Genomic DNA, 16379 nt, shown 5'->3' with positions numbered 1-16379 from the left:
CACGGCTTCTGTTTTTGTGTTGCCGGATTCAGCAAGCCCAGCGGCCAGCTGCTTCGCTACAGCGCTTTGACTAACGCATTTACTTCGACGCCCAGCCCCAGAACATCAGCCACCACGCGCTGTCGACCACGGCGAGGGCCGCGGCGAACCAGAGCATGGCGAGTGCGCGTTGCACGAAGCGCTCCCTGTAGCGTCGCGTGACGAGCCATGCAAGCCATGCGCTCCACAGATTGGCGATCGCCAGAATCGCGATGCGCACGTCGGACGCCCACCATAGCGGCACATGCTCGGCGCGCAGCAGCGACAGCGTGGTCGCCGACAAACCGAGAAAGACGCCGGCACCGGCAAGCGGAATCAGCCCTTGCGTCAGATGATGCAAACGCACGCTGCTGAAACGCCCGAGCATGCGCGTCGCGCCCATCAGCAGCACGAGCAGCACGGTGCCGTAGACCAGCGCCGTCGCGAGGATGTAGCCGATCACCATCGTGCCGTCGAGCCACGAGAAGACGTCGTTCTGTTCGGGGTAATGCGTGAAGAGGAACCAGGGCGCATTCGTGTCGAGCGGCCACGTGACGTCATGATCGACGAGCCAGGTCGCGAAGAACATCTTCAGGTCGATGAACCAGCGCGACGCGGTCCAGTGAAACGCGCCGATCGCAATGCCGAGCAGGCCGTACAGAATCAATGCGGTATCCCACACGCTCGCGTTCTTGTCGCCGAGCTGCACCACTTCCGACGACGGCGCGCGCCACGTCAGCGCAATCGCGTCGCGGTGGCCGCTGCAACGGCCGCACATATGGCAGTCGGACGCGCCCTTCATGTTGCGCAACGGCACGAGCGGCGCGCAATTGATCGGAATCACACGATGGCCGTGCTCTCCGTTCTTGTACGAACGGCGCCACGCGTCTTCATCGACTTTGTAGTGGAACGGCGCGAGACGCGCCAGAAGCGAAAACACCCCGTTCACGGGGCAGAGGTACTTGCACCAGACGCGCTTCTCGCGCCCGTAGAGCAGACCGATGACGATAGCCGCCAGCGTCGAGCCGCCGAGCACCAGCAGCACCGCCTTCGGATACTGATACACGCTCACCATCTGACCGTAGATGGTCGTGATGCCGAACGCGACGAAGGGCCAGCCGCCCCAGCGCATCCAGTGCGGAATCGCCTTGCCACGGCCGTGCTTGCTCGCGAATTCCGCGAGCGCGCCTTCGGGACACAGCACGCCGCACCACACGCGTCCGAGCATCACCATCGAAAGCAATACGAACGGCCACCAGATGCCCCAGAACACGAACTGGGCGGCAAGCGTCAGGTTGTTCCACAAATGCGCGCTTTCGTCCGGCAGCGGCATGACCGCCGGCACGATGATGAGGAGCGCATACACCGCGACCACGACCCACTGCATACCGCGGATCACCGAGCCGTGGCGCTGCATCCACTGCCCCGCCGCGGCAAGACGCCCCGGACGGGTCATGACTGTACTCATGCTGCGCGCTCTGCAGTTTGCCGTGTCGGCTTGCGGTTCGCGCGCCGCAGCAGAAGATAGACGACGGCCCAGTACACCGCGTACGCAACGAGGTTCATCAGCGCCGGATGCGCGCGATAGCCGGTGAGCGTCGCGACCAGGGAGCCGAAGGTGCTCGAATCGTCGAGGATGGCGGATGTGTTCCAGACCTGGTCGACGATGGTCGGCAGCAATTCCTTGTCGATCAGCTTGTCGACACCCGTCTCGAACAGACCCGCGCCGAGGAACAGCAGCATGATTTCGGTGACGCGGAAAAAGAGCCGCCACGAGAAGATCTTGCCGCCGAGCTGCAGCATGTAGAACGTGAGGAACGCAAGCGCGAGGCCGATCGCGACCGCAAGCATCTGGGCGCTGTCCACGTGACCCGACTGGCCGAAGCCGAGACCGTACAGGAAGATCACAGTCTCGCTGCCTTCCCGCGCGATAGCGAGCGCGACGAGCAGCGCCACGCCCCACCAGTTCGAGTCGCGTTGACTTTTCTGCAGCGACTGTTCCATGTCGCGCTTCAGCGAGCGGCCGTGCTGCTTCATCCACAGCACCATTTGCACGATCAGCACGCAGGCGACCAGGACCATGGCCGTCTGGAAATAGTCCTGTGCGTCGCCGGAAAGCACTTCGGTGAAGCCGACCAGCGCCGCGCCGAGCGCCACCGCCGCAATCAGGCCGGCCGCGACGCCGCCCCACAGGTACGGCAAACCGCGGCGCGCGTCGTCGTCGCCATTTTTCAGCCATGCGTACAGGATGCCGACGACCAGCAACGCCTCGACACTCTCACGCCACACGATGAATAGAATCTGACCCATCAAGCACTCCCGTTCTGCTCTGCTACTACTGTCGCGGACGGTAGCGGGGGCCGAGCCCCGCGCCCGCCCCGGCAACGCGTGCTACTTCGCGACGATCACGCCCTGCGCCTGCTGGTGGAAATCGTCAAAGAACTTGTACTCGCCCGGCGTAAGCGGAGCGATCACCACGAACGAATCCGCTCCCGGCGCGAGGACTTTTTCCTTGCGCAACTGCACGCTTTCGAACTCGGCCGCGCCCTTGCCGGTATTGCGCACCTCGATCTTGATACGCTGCCCCGCCGGCACTTCGATGCGCGCCGGCGTCAGCTTGCCGTCGTTCATTTCGAGCTTGAAGGTGGGCAGATCGGCGGCATGCGCCGCGCCCGCCAGCAAAATCGACGAGGCAAGAACCGCGATCTTTCGGTTGATTCTCATTGGCGTTTCCAGAAAACGCGGCGCGATGCGAAAAGCCCGCGCCGCCTGCTGCATTCACTCACCCGTCACAGCTCGCTCGCACATCGCTCAATCGCAAGCTGCGACGACGCGGGGAGATCAGTACCCGCCCTTCTTGCCGATGCCGGCGAACGTGAAGTCGTATTCCAGCGTGATCGGCTTGAACCACGGACCCACGCCGGTTTCCTTGTCGACGTGACGGCCAAACGCCATGTGGCCGGTTTGCATCGGCGCTTCGACGATCAGCTTCAGGTGGTATTTGCCCGGGCCTTGCAGCTTGACGTTGTCGCCATAGTGGGGACCGTCGTTGGCGACCATTGCCATCAGGTCGCCCTTCTGCGTGTCTTTGGAACCGGCTTTCGTCAACTCGTAACGCACTTGCAGATACGGCATCCAGTCGCCTTCCGCGAAGCCCGTCGGATTGTTCTTGACTGCGTGGATGTCGGCTTCGAGGTGGATATCCGAGTCCGACGCCTTGCGCATCATGCCTTCCGGCTCCATCGTGATCGGCTGCAGATACACCGCGCCGATTTCCATGCCGCCCTGGATCTGCTGCTTGCCGATCGGATATTCCGCTGCCGTTGCCGAGAGTGCCGCAAGCGCTGCGGCCGCTGCGACGCCGCCACGCACAAATGAAGAAATCCGCATTGAAACTCCTTGTTTTTATCTGATTCGATTCGATTCCATTGGAACAGTGCGTCGGACGACAAACCGAAGCAGATCGCATAGTTGAACGTTAATGCGAACCATTCTCAATATTGGGCGAGTTTATCATTGTTCGTCTGCGGGAACAATTGCGAACGCACGCCGAGCCTTGTGGCAGCAGGGTCTTAAGGGTGTCTTAAGGAACGAGGTGTGGGGGTGATGGGCGTGGCTGGAGCGGCTTTTGGGCTGTAAGGGAGGCGCGGCGGATTGCCGCGCCCTGTGCAGTCGAACCTTACTCGACACCCGACACGTGATCGCCGACGTTCGCCCCGAACACGCGCTGCCGCAGTAGCGCGAGCTGATCGCGCGTTTGTGCGGCCTTCTCGAATTCGAGGTTCTTCGCGTGCTCCATCATCTGCTTTTCGAGGCGCTTCAGTTCCTTCGCGAGCTGTTTCTCGGACATGTCCTCGAACCTGGCGCGGGTTTGCTGTTCCTTCAGCTCGGCGCGAGCGTCGTCCACGTTGTACACACCGTCGATAATGTCGCGAATGCGCTTGACCACGCCGCGCGGCGTAATGCCGTGCTCGAGGTTGAAGGCGATCTGCTTAGCACGCCGCCGCTCGGTTTCGTCGATAGCACGGCGCATCGAATCGGTCACCTTGTCCGCGTAAAGAATCGCCTTGCCGTTCACGTTACGCGCCGCCCGGCCGATGGTCTGGATCAGCGAGCGCTCCGCGCGCAGGAAGCCTTCCTTGTCGGCATCGAGAATCGCGACGAGCGACACTTCCGGAATATCCAGACCCTCGCGCAGCAGGTTGATGCCGACGAGCACGTCGAAGGTGCCAAGCCGCAAGTCGCGGATGATCTCGACGCGCTCCACCGTGTCGATATCGCTGTGCAGGTAACGCACCTTGACGCCGTGGTCGGCGAGAAACTCCGTCAATTGCTCGGCCATGCGCTTGGTCAGCACCGTGACCAGCACGCGGTCGCCTGCCGCAACGCGCTCATTGATCTCGGCGAGCACATCATCCACCTGGCTGCGCGCGGGGCGCACCTCGATCTCCGGATCGACAAGTCCCGTGGGACGCACCAGTTGCTCGGCCACCTGTCCCGAGGTCTTCTTCTCGTAGTCCGCCGGCGTGGCCGACACGAACACGACCTGGCGCATCTTGCGCTCGAACTCGTTGAACTTCAGCGGCCGGTTGTCCAATGCCGACGGCAGGCGGAAGCCGTAGTCGACCAGATTTTCCTTGCGCGCGCGGTCGCCGTTATACATGCCGTTTAACTGGCCGATCAGCACGTGCGACTCGTCGAGCAGCATGATCGCGTCGGACGGCAAATAATCGACCAGCGTGGGCGGCGGCTCGCCGGGCGCCGCGCCGGAAAAATGCCGCGAGTAGTTCTCGATGCCTTTGCAGAAACCCAGTTCCTGCAGCATCTCAAGGTCGAAACGCGTGCGCTGTTCGAGGCGTTGCGCTTCGACCAGCTTGCCTTCGCTATAAAAGAACTCCAGCCGCTCGCGGAGCTCCGCTTTAATGGTTTCGACGGCCCGCACGACGGTATCGCGCGGCGTCACATAGTGCGACGACGGATAGACCGTGAAACGCGGAATTTTCTGACGCACGCGTCCGGTGAGCGGATCGAAGAGTTGCAACGTTTCCACTTCGTCGTCGAATAATTCGACGCGCACGGCCATTTCCGCGTGCTCGGCCGGAAAAATGTCGATCGTGTCGCCGCGCACGCGGAACGAGCCGCGCTGGAAGTCGGCTTCGTTGCGGTTGTACTGCATGGCGATCAGCCGCGCGATGATATCGCGCTGGCCGAGCCGGTCGCCGGTGCGCAGCGTCAGGATCATCTGGTGGTATTCCGACGGATTGCCGATACCGTAAATGGCCGACACGGTCGCGACGATCACGACGTCGCGCCGCTCCATCAGGCTCTTGGTGGCCGACAGACGCATCTGCTCGATGTGCTCGTTGATCGACGAGTCTTTCTCGATGAACAGGTCGCGCTGCGGCACATAGGCTTCCGGCTGATAGTAGTCGTAGTAGGAAACGAAATACTCGACCGCGTTGCGCGGAAAGAACTCGCGAAATTCCGAGTAAAGCTGCGCCGCGAGCGTCTTGTTCGGCGCGAACACGATAGCCGGCCGGCCGAGCCGCGCGATCGTGTTGGCCATCGTGAAGGTCTTGCCGGAACCGGTCACGCCAAGCAGCGTCTGGAACGAGAGACCGTCCTCGACGCCTTCGACGAGCGTGTCGATCGCTGTCGGCTGGTCGCCGGCAGGAGGATACGGCTGATAAAGCTGAAACGGCGAGCCTTCGAATCGGACGAATTTGGATTCGTCGAGCGTATCTTCGGCTTCTGTCAGATGTTGTTCGGACATGGGGCGGCAGCGGCCTTGGGCAAAAAACTATTCTAACGGGTTGCAGAAACCCGGATCGGGGACGGACTGAACGGATCCGCGTAGGATCGCAGCGCGCACAACTCAGCCCGTGTCAGGCATGTGGCGCCGCCCTGCCTCTTTTTCAAGCAAATGAGTCCGCCAACGGACGTTATCGTCCGAAAAACGTTCGCAGATTCGTTACAATGCGAAGTTGCGCTCGCTTGCAGTTGTCCGCGTTTTGCGTCATTCGGCGCTTGCGTTTTGCATAAACGCAGCCGGCGCGGTCGCGCATGCTCGTAGCCGCCCTCTTTTTACTACTGCTGGCCACCCACCATGTCTCTGTTCTCCGCCGTCGAACTTGCTCCCCGCGACCCGATTCTGGGCCTGAACGAAGCCTTCAACGCCGACCCGCGTCCTACCAAGGTCAACCTCGGCGTTGGCGTGTATTTCAATGAAGAAGGCAAGATTCCGCTGCTGCGCGCCGTGCGCGATGCGGAAAAGGCACGCGTCGAAGCCGCGTTGCCGCGCGGCTATCTGCCGATCGAAGGCATTGCCGCATACGACGCAGCAGTGCAAAAACTGCTGCTCGGCAACGATTCGCCGCTGATCGCCGCGGGCCGCGTCGTAACGGCGCAAGCACTGGGCGGCACCGGCGCGCTGAAGATCGGCGCGGACTTCCTGAAGCGCCTCGACCCCAACGCCAAGGTCGCCATCAGCGACCCGAGCTGGGAAAACCACCGCGCGCTCTTTGAAGCCGCGGGCTTCGAAGTGGTCTCGTACCCGTACTACGACGCGCATACGCACGGCGTGAACTTCGACGGCATGCTGAGCGCGCTAAACAGCTACGCAGCCGGCACCATCGTCGTGCTGCACGCGTGCTGCCATAACCCCACCGGCGTCGACCTCACCGTCGACCAGTGGAAGCAGATCGTCGAGGTGGTCAAGGCACGCAATCTGGTGCCGTTCCTCGACATCGCGTATCAGGGCTTCGGCGACAACATCGAAGCAGACGCCGCGGCCGTGCGCCTCTTTGCCGCCTCGGAACTGAACGTGTTCGTTTCGTCGTCGTTCTCGAAGTCGTTCTCGCTATACGGCGAGCGTATCGGCGCACTGTCCATCATCACGGGCAGCAAGGAAGAAGCGACTCGCGTGCTGTCGCAACTCAAGCGCGTGATCCGCACGAATTACTCGAACCCGCCCACGCATGGCGGTTCGGTGGTCGCCGCGGTGCTCGCTTCGCCGGACCTGCGCGCCACGTGGGAAACGGAACTCGCCGAAATGCGCGACCGCATCCGCGCAATGCGCAATGGTCTCGTCGAACGCCTGAAGGCGAGCGGCGTGGACCGCGACTTCAGCTTCGTCAATGCACAGCGCGGCATGTTCTCGTACTCGGGCCTCACCGCGCCGCAAGTCGACCGCCTGCGCGAAGAGTTCGGCATTTATGCCGTCAGCACCGGCCGCATCTGCGTGGCTGCGTTGAACACGCGTAACCTGGACGTAGTCGCCAACGCGGTTGCGCATGTGTTGAAGTAAAGCGTTTCGCAAGGCGCGCTCAAGCGTACCTTGCTGAAGCTGAACCTGGAAACGGCGCCCCTTCGAGGGCGCCGTTTCTATTTGCGGCTCGGAATTTGCGACGCCTCTTTCAGCGCGAGTCGCGATGAATGTCGTGCGTGACGAAACCTGCGTCGTTATCGGGCATGGCAAGCCAGTCCGGTTGCGAAAGCGAATGACGGATGTCATCAAGGCCGCTTTGCCAATGCTCGCGCATTGTCGACAGACCAAACTGGAAGTCCTTGTAGTGGCCTTCGTACTCCTTGTGCCGGTAGATGAGATGAATCACGTTGTAGCGCTTCGAGCACGACAGATCTTCCGCTAGCCTGCACCAGGGGTCGTCGCGCTGCTCCGGCGATACGCGGTCCAACACCTCGCGCAGCACATGCCGGAAGCGTTGCGAGCGCTGCAGCATGTCGGTCACGAGACGCGTGCGGCTCGAATACTGAATATCTTTCATGCGCCCCTGCACGTCGGTGATGTTGTCCGGCACCGGCCCGATAGCGCTCCACAGATCGACCTGGAACGCGAGCGTGTCGCGCCGCGGCGTGGTTTGCACCACCTCGTAGAGCGGCGTGTTCGACATCAAGCCGCCGTCCCAGTAGTACTGCCCGTCGATTTCGACCGCCGCGAAACCCGGCGGCAACGCGCCGGACGCCATGAAGTGCTCGGGCGTGAGCGTGGTCTGCGTATTGTCGAAATAGGCAAAGTTTCCGGTGCCGCAATTGACTGCGCCCACGGACACGCGCATTTGCCGCGAGTTGATGCGGTCGAAATCGCATAGCGTTTCCAACGTCGCTTTCAGCGGTGCCGTGTCGTAGTAACTGGCGGCCTGAGGCGGCCCCGACACGGTTGGCAAGGGCGGCGGAAAGCGTGGCACAAAAAAGCCCTTTTGCCCCTCGACTAGCGCGCCCATCGCCTGGGCTGCCGTGAACGCCTTGCGTACGGCGTCGCTCGAGTTGAAGAACGCGTGTTCGATAAACGCCGGCAGCGGCGGACCGAACGCCGGTTGACAGATGGTCTCCCAGAACTGCAACAGCCGTTCGACGCGCTTTTCGGGCGGATTGCCCGCAATGATGGCGGTATTCAAGGCACCAATCGAAATGCCCGCCAGCCAGTTGGGCTCGATACCGGCCTCGTGAAGTCCCTGAAAAACGCCGGCCTGATAGGCACCAAGCGCACCGCCGCCCTGCAGCGTGAGCGCAATGGTTTCGTAGCCCGGCAATTGCGTGCGCGCGCGAGGCGCCGCGGCGGACACCGCGCCCGGTCCCGCGCCTTCCTCATTGCCTGGCACACCGAGGCGCGCCTGCTTGAGCGTGCGTTGCGCCATGCGCGCCTCCTTATTGCATGTACCAGCCGTGGCTCACAATGAAGGACTGGCCTGTCAGTGCCGCCGTCGGGAAAGTGGAAAGAAACAGCACGGTTTGCGCGACGTCTTCCACGGTAGTGAAGATACCGTCGACGGTGCCGCCCAGCATCACGCGCTTGACGACTTCTTCTTCGCTGATGTTCAGTTCCTTTGCCTGCTCGGGAATCTGCTTGTCGACAAGCGGAGTGCGCACGAAGCCGGGACACACGACATGCGAGCGCACGTTGTGTTTTGCACCTTCTTTGGCGAGCACGCGCGCAAGCCCGAGCAGCGCATGCTTGGCCGTCACGTAGGCGGACTTGAGCGGCGACGCCTCGTGCGAGTGAACAGAGCCCATGTAGATGACGATACCGCCGCGATCTTCCTTGTACATGTGCTTGAGCGCCGCCTTGGTGGTCAGGAAGGCGCCGTCCACGTGAATCGCCTGCATCTTTTTCCAGTCGGAAAACGAGTAGTTTTCGATCGGATTGACAATCTGAATGCCCGCGTTGGAAACGAGAATATCGACCGAGCCCAGCTCTGCCGCCACTTTGTCGATGCCCTGATTGACTGCATCTTCGTTGGTGACGTCCATGGCGATGCCGATCGCCTTGCCGCCGCCCTTCGTGATTTCTTCAGCGACGGCGTTGGCCCCGTCCTGGTTCAGGTCTGCGATCGCGACCGCGGCGCCCGCAGCCGAGAGCGTCAACGCGATCTGCTTGCCGATGCCGCTCGCGGCGCCGGTAACCACCGCGACCTTGCCATTCAGATTTGTGTTCAGTGACGACATCCAGAACCTCCATGCAGTTGATGAGCAATGAGACCACGAGCCGCGCGCAGCGGGAAGTCGGCCGAATGGCATAGGCGCGCATAGGCTCCGTCCTATACCGTTCGGCCGAATGTTGCACTGCGGCCAATGCTGCTATTGTGCATGAACCGTGTGGAAGGGGCCGGTAAAAAGCACGCGGAGCCTGATCTATTTACACTAGGCGTTCTGGCAGGATTCCGGTCGCTTCACTCTCAGGAGAATTGCATGAATTATCGGCGTCTAGGCCGCTCCGGCCTGCAGGTCAGCGAACTGTCCATTGGCTCGTGGGTCACGTACGGCAATCAGGTCGATCATCGCGCGGCGCGCGAATCGCTCGCGGCCGCGCGCGACGCGGGCGTGAACTTCTTCGACAACGCGGAGGTCTACGCCGGCGGCAAATCGGAAGAGATCATGGGTCAGGCGCTCAAGGAACTGGCATGGCCGCGCGTGAGCTACGTAGTGTCGACCAAGTTTTTCTGGGGACTCCAGGAAGCGCCGAATCAGTATCACACGCTGAACCGCAAATATCTGCTGAACGCGATCGATGCGTCGCTCAAACGTCTGCAGCTCGACTATGTCGATCTGGTGTTCTGTCATCGTCCGGACCCGAACACGCCTGTCGAGGAAACGGTATGGGCAATGAGCGACATGATCACGCGCGGCAAGGCGTTGTACTGGGGTACGTCGGAATGGAGCGCCGACGAAATCCGCGCCGCATATGAGATTGCAGAACGTCATCATCTGCATAAGCCGGTCATGGAGCAGCCGCAATACAACCTGTTTCATCGCACGCGCGTGGAGCAGGAATACAAGCGTCTTTACGAGGATATCGGTCTGGGGCTGACTACATGGAGTCCGCTGGCGTCGGGCCTGCTGACCGGCAAGTATCGCAACGGTGTGCCGGCGGATAGCCGCGCGCAGTTGCAGGGTTATGACTGGTTGCGCAAACAGTTAACCGACGAAGGCAAGAACAATGTGGTCGGCAAGCTCGGCGAGGTGTCCGACGAACTGGGCTGCACAGTGGGCCAGCTTGCCATCGCCTGGATCCTGAAGAACCCGAATGTCAGCACGGTGATTACTGGGGCATCGCGCGTCGAGCAGATCGCCGAAAACATGAAGTCCGCAGCAGTTGCCGATCAGATCACGCCGGAGGTTAAGGAGCATATCGAAGGCATTATCGGCGACGCGTACGACTGACGGCGCGCTGGACATGCGCTGGGTATGGCCACGGCAGCATCATGGTCTACACGGCGCATCTGGCTGGCGCGAACACCACACGCGGCGATTTACGGCTCGGCGCGGCGCAGCGCCCCGCGTCGCGTACAATACGCGACCGCGCTGAACAGCGGCGGTCTTTGCCGCGCTGCCGCCGCGTTGCATCCGCATCGCCAGTTCCAGCCTGGAACAGCACGCCCTCTTTCAGCGTCTCCTCATATGCTCAGCTACCGCCACGCCTTTCATGCAGGCAATCACGCCGACGTTCTCAAACACGCGGTCGTGTTGCAGTTATTGCGCTATCTCGGCCAGAAGGACAAAGCCTACTGGTATATCGACACACACGCCGGTGCTGGTGTCTACTCGCTGAAGGAAGGCTACGCGGTGAAGACGGGCGAGTTCCAGACAGGCATCGCAAAGCTGTGGGGACGCAACGATCTGCCGCCGCTTTTCGCCGATTATGTCGACGAAGTCGCCGCACTCAATCCCGACGGCCAGTTGCGCTTCTATCCCGGTTCACCCTATATCGCGTGGCGGCAGATGCGCGAGCAGGACCGGATGCGTCTGTTCGAACTGCACAGCACGGAAATCGACGTGCTGCGGCACAACTTCCGCGATGCAGGCCGTCGCGCAATGCTGTATGCGGGCGACGGCTTCGACGGCATTCTGGCCTTGCTTCCGCCCGCGCCGCGCCGTGCACTGGTGTTGCTCGATCCGTCATATGAGGACAAGCGCGACTACGCCCGCACGCTTCGTTGCGTCGAAGAAAGTCTGAAGCGTTTTCCGACCGGCACCTACGCGGTCTGGTATCCGCAGGTGAAGCGCCCGGAATCGCAGCGCTTTCCCGAGCAGCTAAAAAAGCTGCAAGACCGCAACTGGCTGCATGTCAGCCTCACCATCGGCAATCCGCCGGCGGACGGCTTTGGTCTGTTCGGCAGCGGCATGTTCATTCTCAATCCGCCATACACGCTGCCGAAAATGCTCAAAGATCAGATGCAGTGGATCGTGAAAGCGCTCGGCGAGGACAAGGCCGCGCAGTTCACGGTGGAATACCGCGGCGATTGAGATTGCGGTGAGGGCACACGCCGGTACAGGCGCGCCCTCACCACGCCGTTACTTGAGTTGTGCCGCGGCCTTGCGTGCGAAATCGTTTGTGTAGGTCGCGTTCAGATCGATCTTCTTGGGATCGAGCCGGTTATCAAACGACGCCAGCGCGCGCAGCGAAGTCGCCGGGCCGTCGGCGGGCATGAGTCCGTCGGGCGAGTAGGCGTCGCGCACGTTGTGGAAAGCCTCCACGTACAGCGCTGAATCGTTGAGCAGATACGCCGGCGGTACCATCTTCAGCAGATCCGCATCGCTCGCGGTCTGCAACCAATGATCGGCGCGCACGATTGCATTGGCGAGCGCCTGTGTCGTCTTCGGGTACTTCTGGATGAAACTTTCCGGGGCGTAGAGCGTGGCGGCCGGCATCGTTCCACCGAACACCTCCTGAGTGCCCTTGACCGTACGCGTATCCACGAGCACCTTGATTGCACCGCTGCGCGTGAGCTTCGTCATCATCGGATCGACATTGGACAGTGCGTCGATCTGTCCGTTGCCGACCGCCGCGAGTACCGTTGCGCCGCTGCCCACGCCGATTGCGGCGATATCGCTTCTCTGCACGCCGGCTTTGCGCAATGCGACGGTAAGAACCAGGTCGGTCGACGAACCCGGCGCGCTTACGCCGACCTTCGCCCCTTTGAAGTCCGCGAGCGTTTTTATTTTGTCGGCCTTCGACGTCAACACCGCGACGACGATCTGCGGCGCGCGGCCCATCAGCGCGAAAGCCCGGTAGCGCTGGCCCTTGGCCTGCATGAACAGCGTGTGCTCAAAGGCGCCGGCGCCGACGTCTGCGCTGCCCCCCACCACCGCCTCCAGGGCTTTCGAGCCGCCCGCGAAATCTTCGAGCGTGACTTCCAGACCCTCGTCCTTGAAATAGCCCAACTGTTGCGCGGTCAGCACGGGCAAATAGTAAAGGCCAGGCAAACCGCCGACGGCCATTGTCAACGTCGGCTTTTCGGGCGTGTCCTTCGCAAACGCTACGCCGTGCAGCACGGCAACGGCAAAAAGCGCGACGCAGACATCGGCGGCACGCCGCATCCAGTGTGAGAGCATTGACGTCTCCTTTTTTGTAATTTCGTTCGATGCGGTGGCCGAGCCGGCTACCGTAGGCCAGACTTTGGGCGCGAGAAGCCGCCTGACGATTGTCGTCTCCGTAGTCGGGGCGCGCCATGCGCCCAAACCCGAATGGTCGTGAGCCGCAGCGGGTATTGACGGCTGAATGCGCCGACATGCATTTGCGAGTGTGGACCTACGGGTAGACGTGGTCCAGCCACGCTATTGCCGGTGGTACGGCGCTGGACCCGGCTGGGGCTGGGGCTGGAGCTGCGGCTGAAGCGTGGCGCCGCCGACAGGCAGTTGGATATAAGGCGCGACGACGATCGGCACGGACGAGTTCGGCGCGAGTTCGGTAGGTGTGGCGATGGGTTGCGCTTCGACGATAGGCTGTCGGGAGAGCGGCGCCGTCTGCAGCACGCTGCCGCTCTGGCCGTCGCTGATGCCGCTCTGGGTATCGAGGATAACGGGTTTGCGGCTATTGCTCGACGCGGCAAATATGCTCGACGCGGCACAGGCCGTGGCCAATGAAATTGCGATGACGGCCGCGGAGCGTTGGAGCGGGCGGATCAGAGACATGGGCGGACCGTGTTAAGTCGGAAAACCCGGATTACGGGGAAACGGCTTACATTACCGCGACATGCGTTCCGAAGCTAGTCGATATTCGCCATCTCGAGTGTCTGGACGTCCAGCTGCCAGATGTACAGCGCCCAAATGTGACAAAGCCCCGCGATAACGGGGCTTCATACTGAACAACGACTTACAGTGACTCGGCCGCGCCGGCCATGTAACCCGGGCCGGCCTGGAAACTTACAGCGAGTAGCCGTTGGTTTCCAGCGAGCGGATACGCTGCTCGAGCTGGACGATGTCCGATGACGAAGCCAGATAGGCTTCACGGCGATCGCGTTCGGCAGTTTCAAACCACGTGCTGAGCTTTTCGAGGATATACGCAAACATGATGTTCTCCAGAGATCGAATGAATCCCCGGTGAATTGGCATCAGGGATTTCCCGTAAAAGGGTTAACCCGAATTATAGGCTGATGGTGCAACCGCGCCAGTGAAATGCACGCATGATGTGCATTCCGTTTTGGAATGACGCACCGTCACAGTGCACAAAAGATATTGATTTTATTGCCGTTACGGCGGGCTCCGTGCCCAAGCTCGGACTTGCGCGGCCCGGACGCACGATTTATGTGCAAAGCCAACATGGTTGCACCCGCACTCGGTTGGCTCCGAGCCTTTCAGGACGGTCTTGCCTTGCAACCGGTGCCACCCTCTTGCAAAACCGTGTCAGCAGCGGCGAGCCGTTCAATGATGGGACAATCGGGGCGGTCGTTGCCTTGACAATGGTTGGCAAGGTGCGCCAACGTGTCGCGCATTTCGCGGAGTTCGGAAATACGCCGATCCAGTTCGGCCACATGATCCAGCGCGATCGCCTTCACTTCCGCGCTCGCACGCGTGCGGTCGTGCCACAGCGCCAGTAGCCGCCGGATATCCTCGACCAGGAAACCGAGCCTGCGCGCCTGACGGATAAAGCGCAAAGAGTGCACCTCTTGCGGGCCGTAAACCCGATAGCCGGCGCTCGTGCGGGCTTTCGCCGCGAGCAGCCCGACGCTTTCGTAGTAGCGAATCATCTTCGCCGTGACGCCCGACGCGCGGGCCGCTTCGCCAATGTTCATGACCTTTTCTCCACTGATTGCGTCGATCGTACACGTTCCCATGATGGGAAGGTCAGCGACTTAATTCGGTCAGGCAGGCATAATTCAACTGTCGCAACGGTCATTTCCAAAGGCAAGTCCCATGAAGGCTGAATTCCACGTTGAAGGCATGAGTTGCCAGCATTGCGTGGCAGCAGTCACGAACGCTATCCGCGAGCATGACGAAACGGCGCAAGTGCAGGTCGATCTCGAGGCGGGCCGAGTCGCTGTGGAATCGACGCAATCTATCGACGCATTGAAGGCCGCCATTGACGACGCCGGCTACACCGTCAAGGCCGTGTTGCCGGCTGCATGGGGCGGCGTAAGCGACCGAACCGGTGGCGCCAGCGGCGGCACCTCGCGCTAGGCGGATGCGATCATGTTCAGGATCGCCGTGATAGGAGCGTCGGGTCTACTCGGTCGCGCAATTGTCCAGGAGTTGGCCACGCAACCGGCCTGGCAAGTCGTCGGGACTGCATTCAGCCGTCCTACGCCGAATACGGTCGCGCTCGATGTCCGCGACTCGCGAGCAGTCGAGCAGTTTGTCGAACGCGAAGCGCCGGATGCGCTCGTGATTGCCGCCGCCGAGCGCCGACCGGACGTATGCGAGCGTCACCCCGAACTGGCCCGCGCCCTGAATGTGGATGCCGTGCGCGCGATCGCTGCTGCCGCGCATCGGCGCGGCGCATGGACGCTGTCGATTTCCACCGATTACGTTTTCGACGGCACTCGCCCGCCGTATCGGCCGGACGCCGAGCCCGCGCCGCTCAATGCGTACGGTCGCAGCAAGCTGGAAGGCGAGCACGCGTTGACCGGAACCACCGACTTCGGCTGCGTGTTGCGCTTGCCGCTGCTGTATGGGCCGATCGTCGATTGGGCGGAATCTGCGGTGACGAGCCTAGTGCCGGCGATCGCCGCGTCGGCCGGGGAGCAAGGCAAAGCGGCCCGCATGGACGCGTGGGCAATTCGCTATCCCACTTTCACGCCGGACGTTGCGTTCGTGATCCGGCAAATGCTCGAGCGTCATGCCGCGGGCAACGCGATTCGCGGCATCGTGCATTGGTCAGGCAACGAACCGATGACCAAGTACGAGATAGCCGTGCGTCTTGCCGAAGCGTTGCAGCTCGACGCGCGGCTCACGCCGCAACATACGCCCACCGATGCGACGCCTCGCCCGCATAACTGTCACCTTGCGTCGGAACGGCTGGAGCAGCTCGGCATTGGCCGACGCACGGCTTTCGATACGGGGATTCGCGAGGTGTTAACCGCCTTTCCGTGGCGCGGCGATGTGACCACTGATTAAGCTCCGATAGGCAATATCAGCGGTTTTGCCGGCTTCAGTGAAAAGACAGGCAATGCGACGGTGATTCGCAAGACGTTGAGTTTCTGATGCTTGAGACCACCGGCCCCAGTAAATCGTGGGCAATGGCGCTGACGACGATTGTCAGGCATTCACGGGCGCAGCAAAAATTGCGGGGGAGACTGAGCGAGCGCCCCGGCGCTCGCGAACATGTCCGTGAAGTTACGGACGTTTTTCTGCCGCGTAAACGCCGCAACCCCACCTTGATGGGGTGGGGTTGCGGGCACTGCTGGGGAGCCTGACGATTACCTACTTTCACACGGGTAATCCGCACTATCATCGGCGTGGAGTCGTTTCACGGTCCTGTTCGGGATGGGAAGGGGTGGGACCGACTCGCTATGGTCATCAGGCATGACTTGTTGTCGTGTCGCCTGTGGGGCGGCACAACCAATCGGGAAGAAGTAGTGGAGAGGAGGCCTCTCCTTATAAGGTATAGGGCTGTGCTGTTTCTGGCA

Annotated in this window: 16 protein-coding genes and 1 rRNA gene; 5 read left to right on the top strand and 12 right to left on the bottom strand. The window is 61.7% G+C overall.

The annotated features are described in order from the left end of the window. Nucleotides 1-79: 79 nt before the first annotated feature. From A3AC_RS0128460 to uvrB, 5 genes are all read right to left on the bottom strand, one after another. Entirely contained in the window at nucleotides 80-1486 is a 1407-nt protein-coding gene (locus A3AC_RS0128460; protein WP_025602970.1) for a 4Fe-4S binding protein, read from the bottom strand. After that, nucleotides 1483-2328, bottom strand: a complete 846-nt coding sequence (locus A3AC_RS0128455) for an FTR1 family iron permease (RefSeq protein WP_025602968.1) — start codon at nucleotides 2326-2328, stop codon at nucleotides 1483-1485. Before A3AC_RS0128455 ends, A3AC_RS0128460 begins: the two co-directional genes overlap by 4 nt. An 81-nt stretch (nucleotides 2329-2409) precedes the next feature. Further along, nucleotides 2410-2742 (bottom strand): cupredoxin domain-containing protein, encoded by a 333-nt coding sequence (locus A3AC_RS0128450; RefSeq protein WP_025602966.1) that lies wholly within the window; start codon nucleotides 2740-2742, stop codon nucleotides 2410-2412. A 117-nt stretch (nucleotides 2743-2859) separates the two neighbouring features. Then, on the bottom strand, nucleotides 2860-3408 hold the full coding sequence (locus A3AC_RS0128445; protein ID WP_025602964.1) for an iron transporter: 549 nt from the start codon (nucleotides 3406-3408) through the stop codon (nucleotides 2860-2862). A gap of 289 nt (nucleotides 3409-3697) precedes the next feature. Then, a complete protein-coding gene (uvrB, locus tag A3AC_RS0128440; protein ID WP_025602962.1) occupies nucleotides 3698-5791 on the bottom strand; it encodes an excinuclease ABC subunit UvrB in 2094 nt (697 codons plus the stop codon). A gap of 333 nt (nucleotides 5792-6124) precedes the next feature. Between uvrB and A3AC_RS0128435 the strand changes: the two genes are divergently transcribed. Beyond that, nucleotides 6125-7324 (top strand): amino acid aminotransferase, encoded by a 1200-nt coding sequence (locus A3AC_RS0128435; RefSeq protein ID WP_025602960.1) that lies wholly within the window; start codon nucleotides 6125-6127, stop codon nucleotides 7322-7324. A 109-nt stretch (nucleotides 7325-7433) separates the two neighbouring features. Here the strand turns inward: A3AC_RS0128435 and A3AC_RS0128430 are convergent, their stop codons facing one another. Next, entirely contained in the window at nucleotides 7434-8672 is a 1239-nt protein-coding gene (locus tag A3AC_RS0128430) for a DUF3734 domain-containing protein (protein WP_025602959.1), read from the bottom strand. 10 nt (nucleotides 8673-8682) lie between these two features. After that, nucleotides 8683-9480, bottom strand: a complete 798-nt coding sequence (locus A3AC_RS0128425) for a 3-hydroxybutyrate dehydrogenase (protein WP_025602958.1) — start codon at nucleotides 9478-9480, stop codon at nucleotides 8683-8685. A 243-nt stretch (nucleotides 9481-9723) separates the two neighbouring features. On the opposite strand from A3AC_RS0128425, the gene A3AC_RS0128420 reads away from it, so the two are divergent. Together A3AC_RS0128420 and A3AC_RS0128415 are read left to right on the top strand one after the other, a co-directional pair. After that, nucleotides 9724-10695 (top strand): potassium channel beta subunit family protein, encoded by a 972-nt coding sequence (locus A3AC_RS0128420; RefSeq protein WP_025602956.1) that lies wholly within the window; start codon nucleotides 9724-9726, stop codon nucleotides 10693-10695. A 237-nt stretch (nucleotides 10696-10932) separates the two neighbouring features. Then, nucleotides 10933-11778, top strand: a complete 846-nt coding sequence (locus A3AC_RS0128415) for a 23S rRNA (adenine(2030)-N(6))-methyltransferase RlmJ (RefSeq protein ID WP_025602954.1) — start codon at nucleotides 10933-10935, stop codon at nucleotides 11776-11778. A 48-nt stretch (nucleotides 11779-11826) separates the two neighbouring features. On the opposite strand, the gene A3AC_RS0128410 is transcribed toward A3AC_RS0128415, so the two are convergent. The 4 genes from A3AC_RS0128410 to cueR all read right to left on the bottom strand — a co-directional run bounded on the left by A3AC_RS0128410 (nucleotide 11827) and on the right by cueR (nucleotide 14546). Further along, a complete protein-coding gene (locus tag A3AC_RS0128410) occupies nucleotides 11827-12867 on the bottom strand; it encodes an ABC transporter substrate-binding protein (RefSeq protein WP_025602952.1) in 1041 nt (346 codons plus the stop codon). A 222-nt stretch (nucleotides 12868-13089) separates the two neighbouring features. Then, nucleotides 13090-13446, bottom strand: a complete 357-nt coding sequence (locus A3AC_RS0128405; RefSeq protein WP_025602951.1) for a hypothetical protein — start codon at nucleotides 13444-13446, stop codon at nucleotides 13090-13092. 231 nt (nucleotides 13447-13677) lie between these two features. Beyond that, entirely contained in the window at nucleotides 13678-13824 is a 147-nt protein-coding gene (locus A3AC_RS30285; RefSeq protein ID WP_006053111.1) for a DUF3563 family protein, read from the bottom strand. Between the two features lie 284 nt (nucleotides 13825-14108). Beyond that, nucleotides 14109-14546 (bottom strand): Cu(I)-responsive transcriptional regulator, encoded by a 438-nt coding sequence (cueR, locus tag A3AC_RS0128395; RefSeq protein ID WP_025602949.1) that lies wholly within the window; start codon nucleotides 14544-14546, stop codon nucleotides 14109-14111. A gap of 121 nt (nucleotides 14547-14667) precedes the next feature. On the opposite strand from cueR, the gene A3AC_RS0128390 reads away from it, so the two are divergent. Together A3AC_RS0128390 and A3AC_RS0128385 are read left to right on the top strand one after the other, a co-directional pair. Continuing rightward, nucleotides 14668-14931, top strand: a complete 264-nt coding sequence (locus A3AC_RS0128390) for a heavy-metal-associated domain-containing protein (RefSeq protein WP_025602947.1) — start codon at nucleotides 14668-14670, stop codon at nucleotides 14929-14931. 12 nt (nucleotides 14932-14943) lie between these two features. Further along, nucleotides 14944-15867, top strand: coding sequence for a dTDP-4-dehydrorhamnose reductase family protein (locus tag A3AC_RS0128385; protein ID WP_025602946.1), 924 nt, complete (start codon nucleotides 14944-14946; stop codon nucleotides 15865-15867). Nucleotides 15868-16160: 293 nt separating this feature from the next. Here the strand turns inward: A3AC_RS0128385 and rrf are convergent. Beyond that, nucleotides 16161-16274 (bottom strand): 5S ribosomal RNA (gene rrf / locus A3AC_RS0128380). Between the last annotated feature and the right edge of the window lie 105 nt (nucleotides 16275-16379).

It is taken from the genome of Burkholderia sp. WSM2230, assembly GCF_000472445.1.
Taxonomy (GTDB): Bacteria; Pseudomonadota; Gammaproteobacteria; order Burkholderiales; family Burkholderiaceae; genus Paraburkholderia.
Note: the sequence above shows the minus strand (reverse complement) of the source record. Positions and strands in the feature narration are given on the sequence as shown.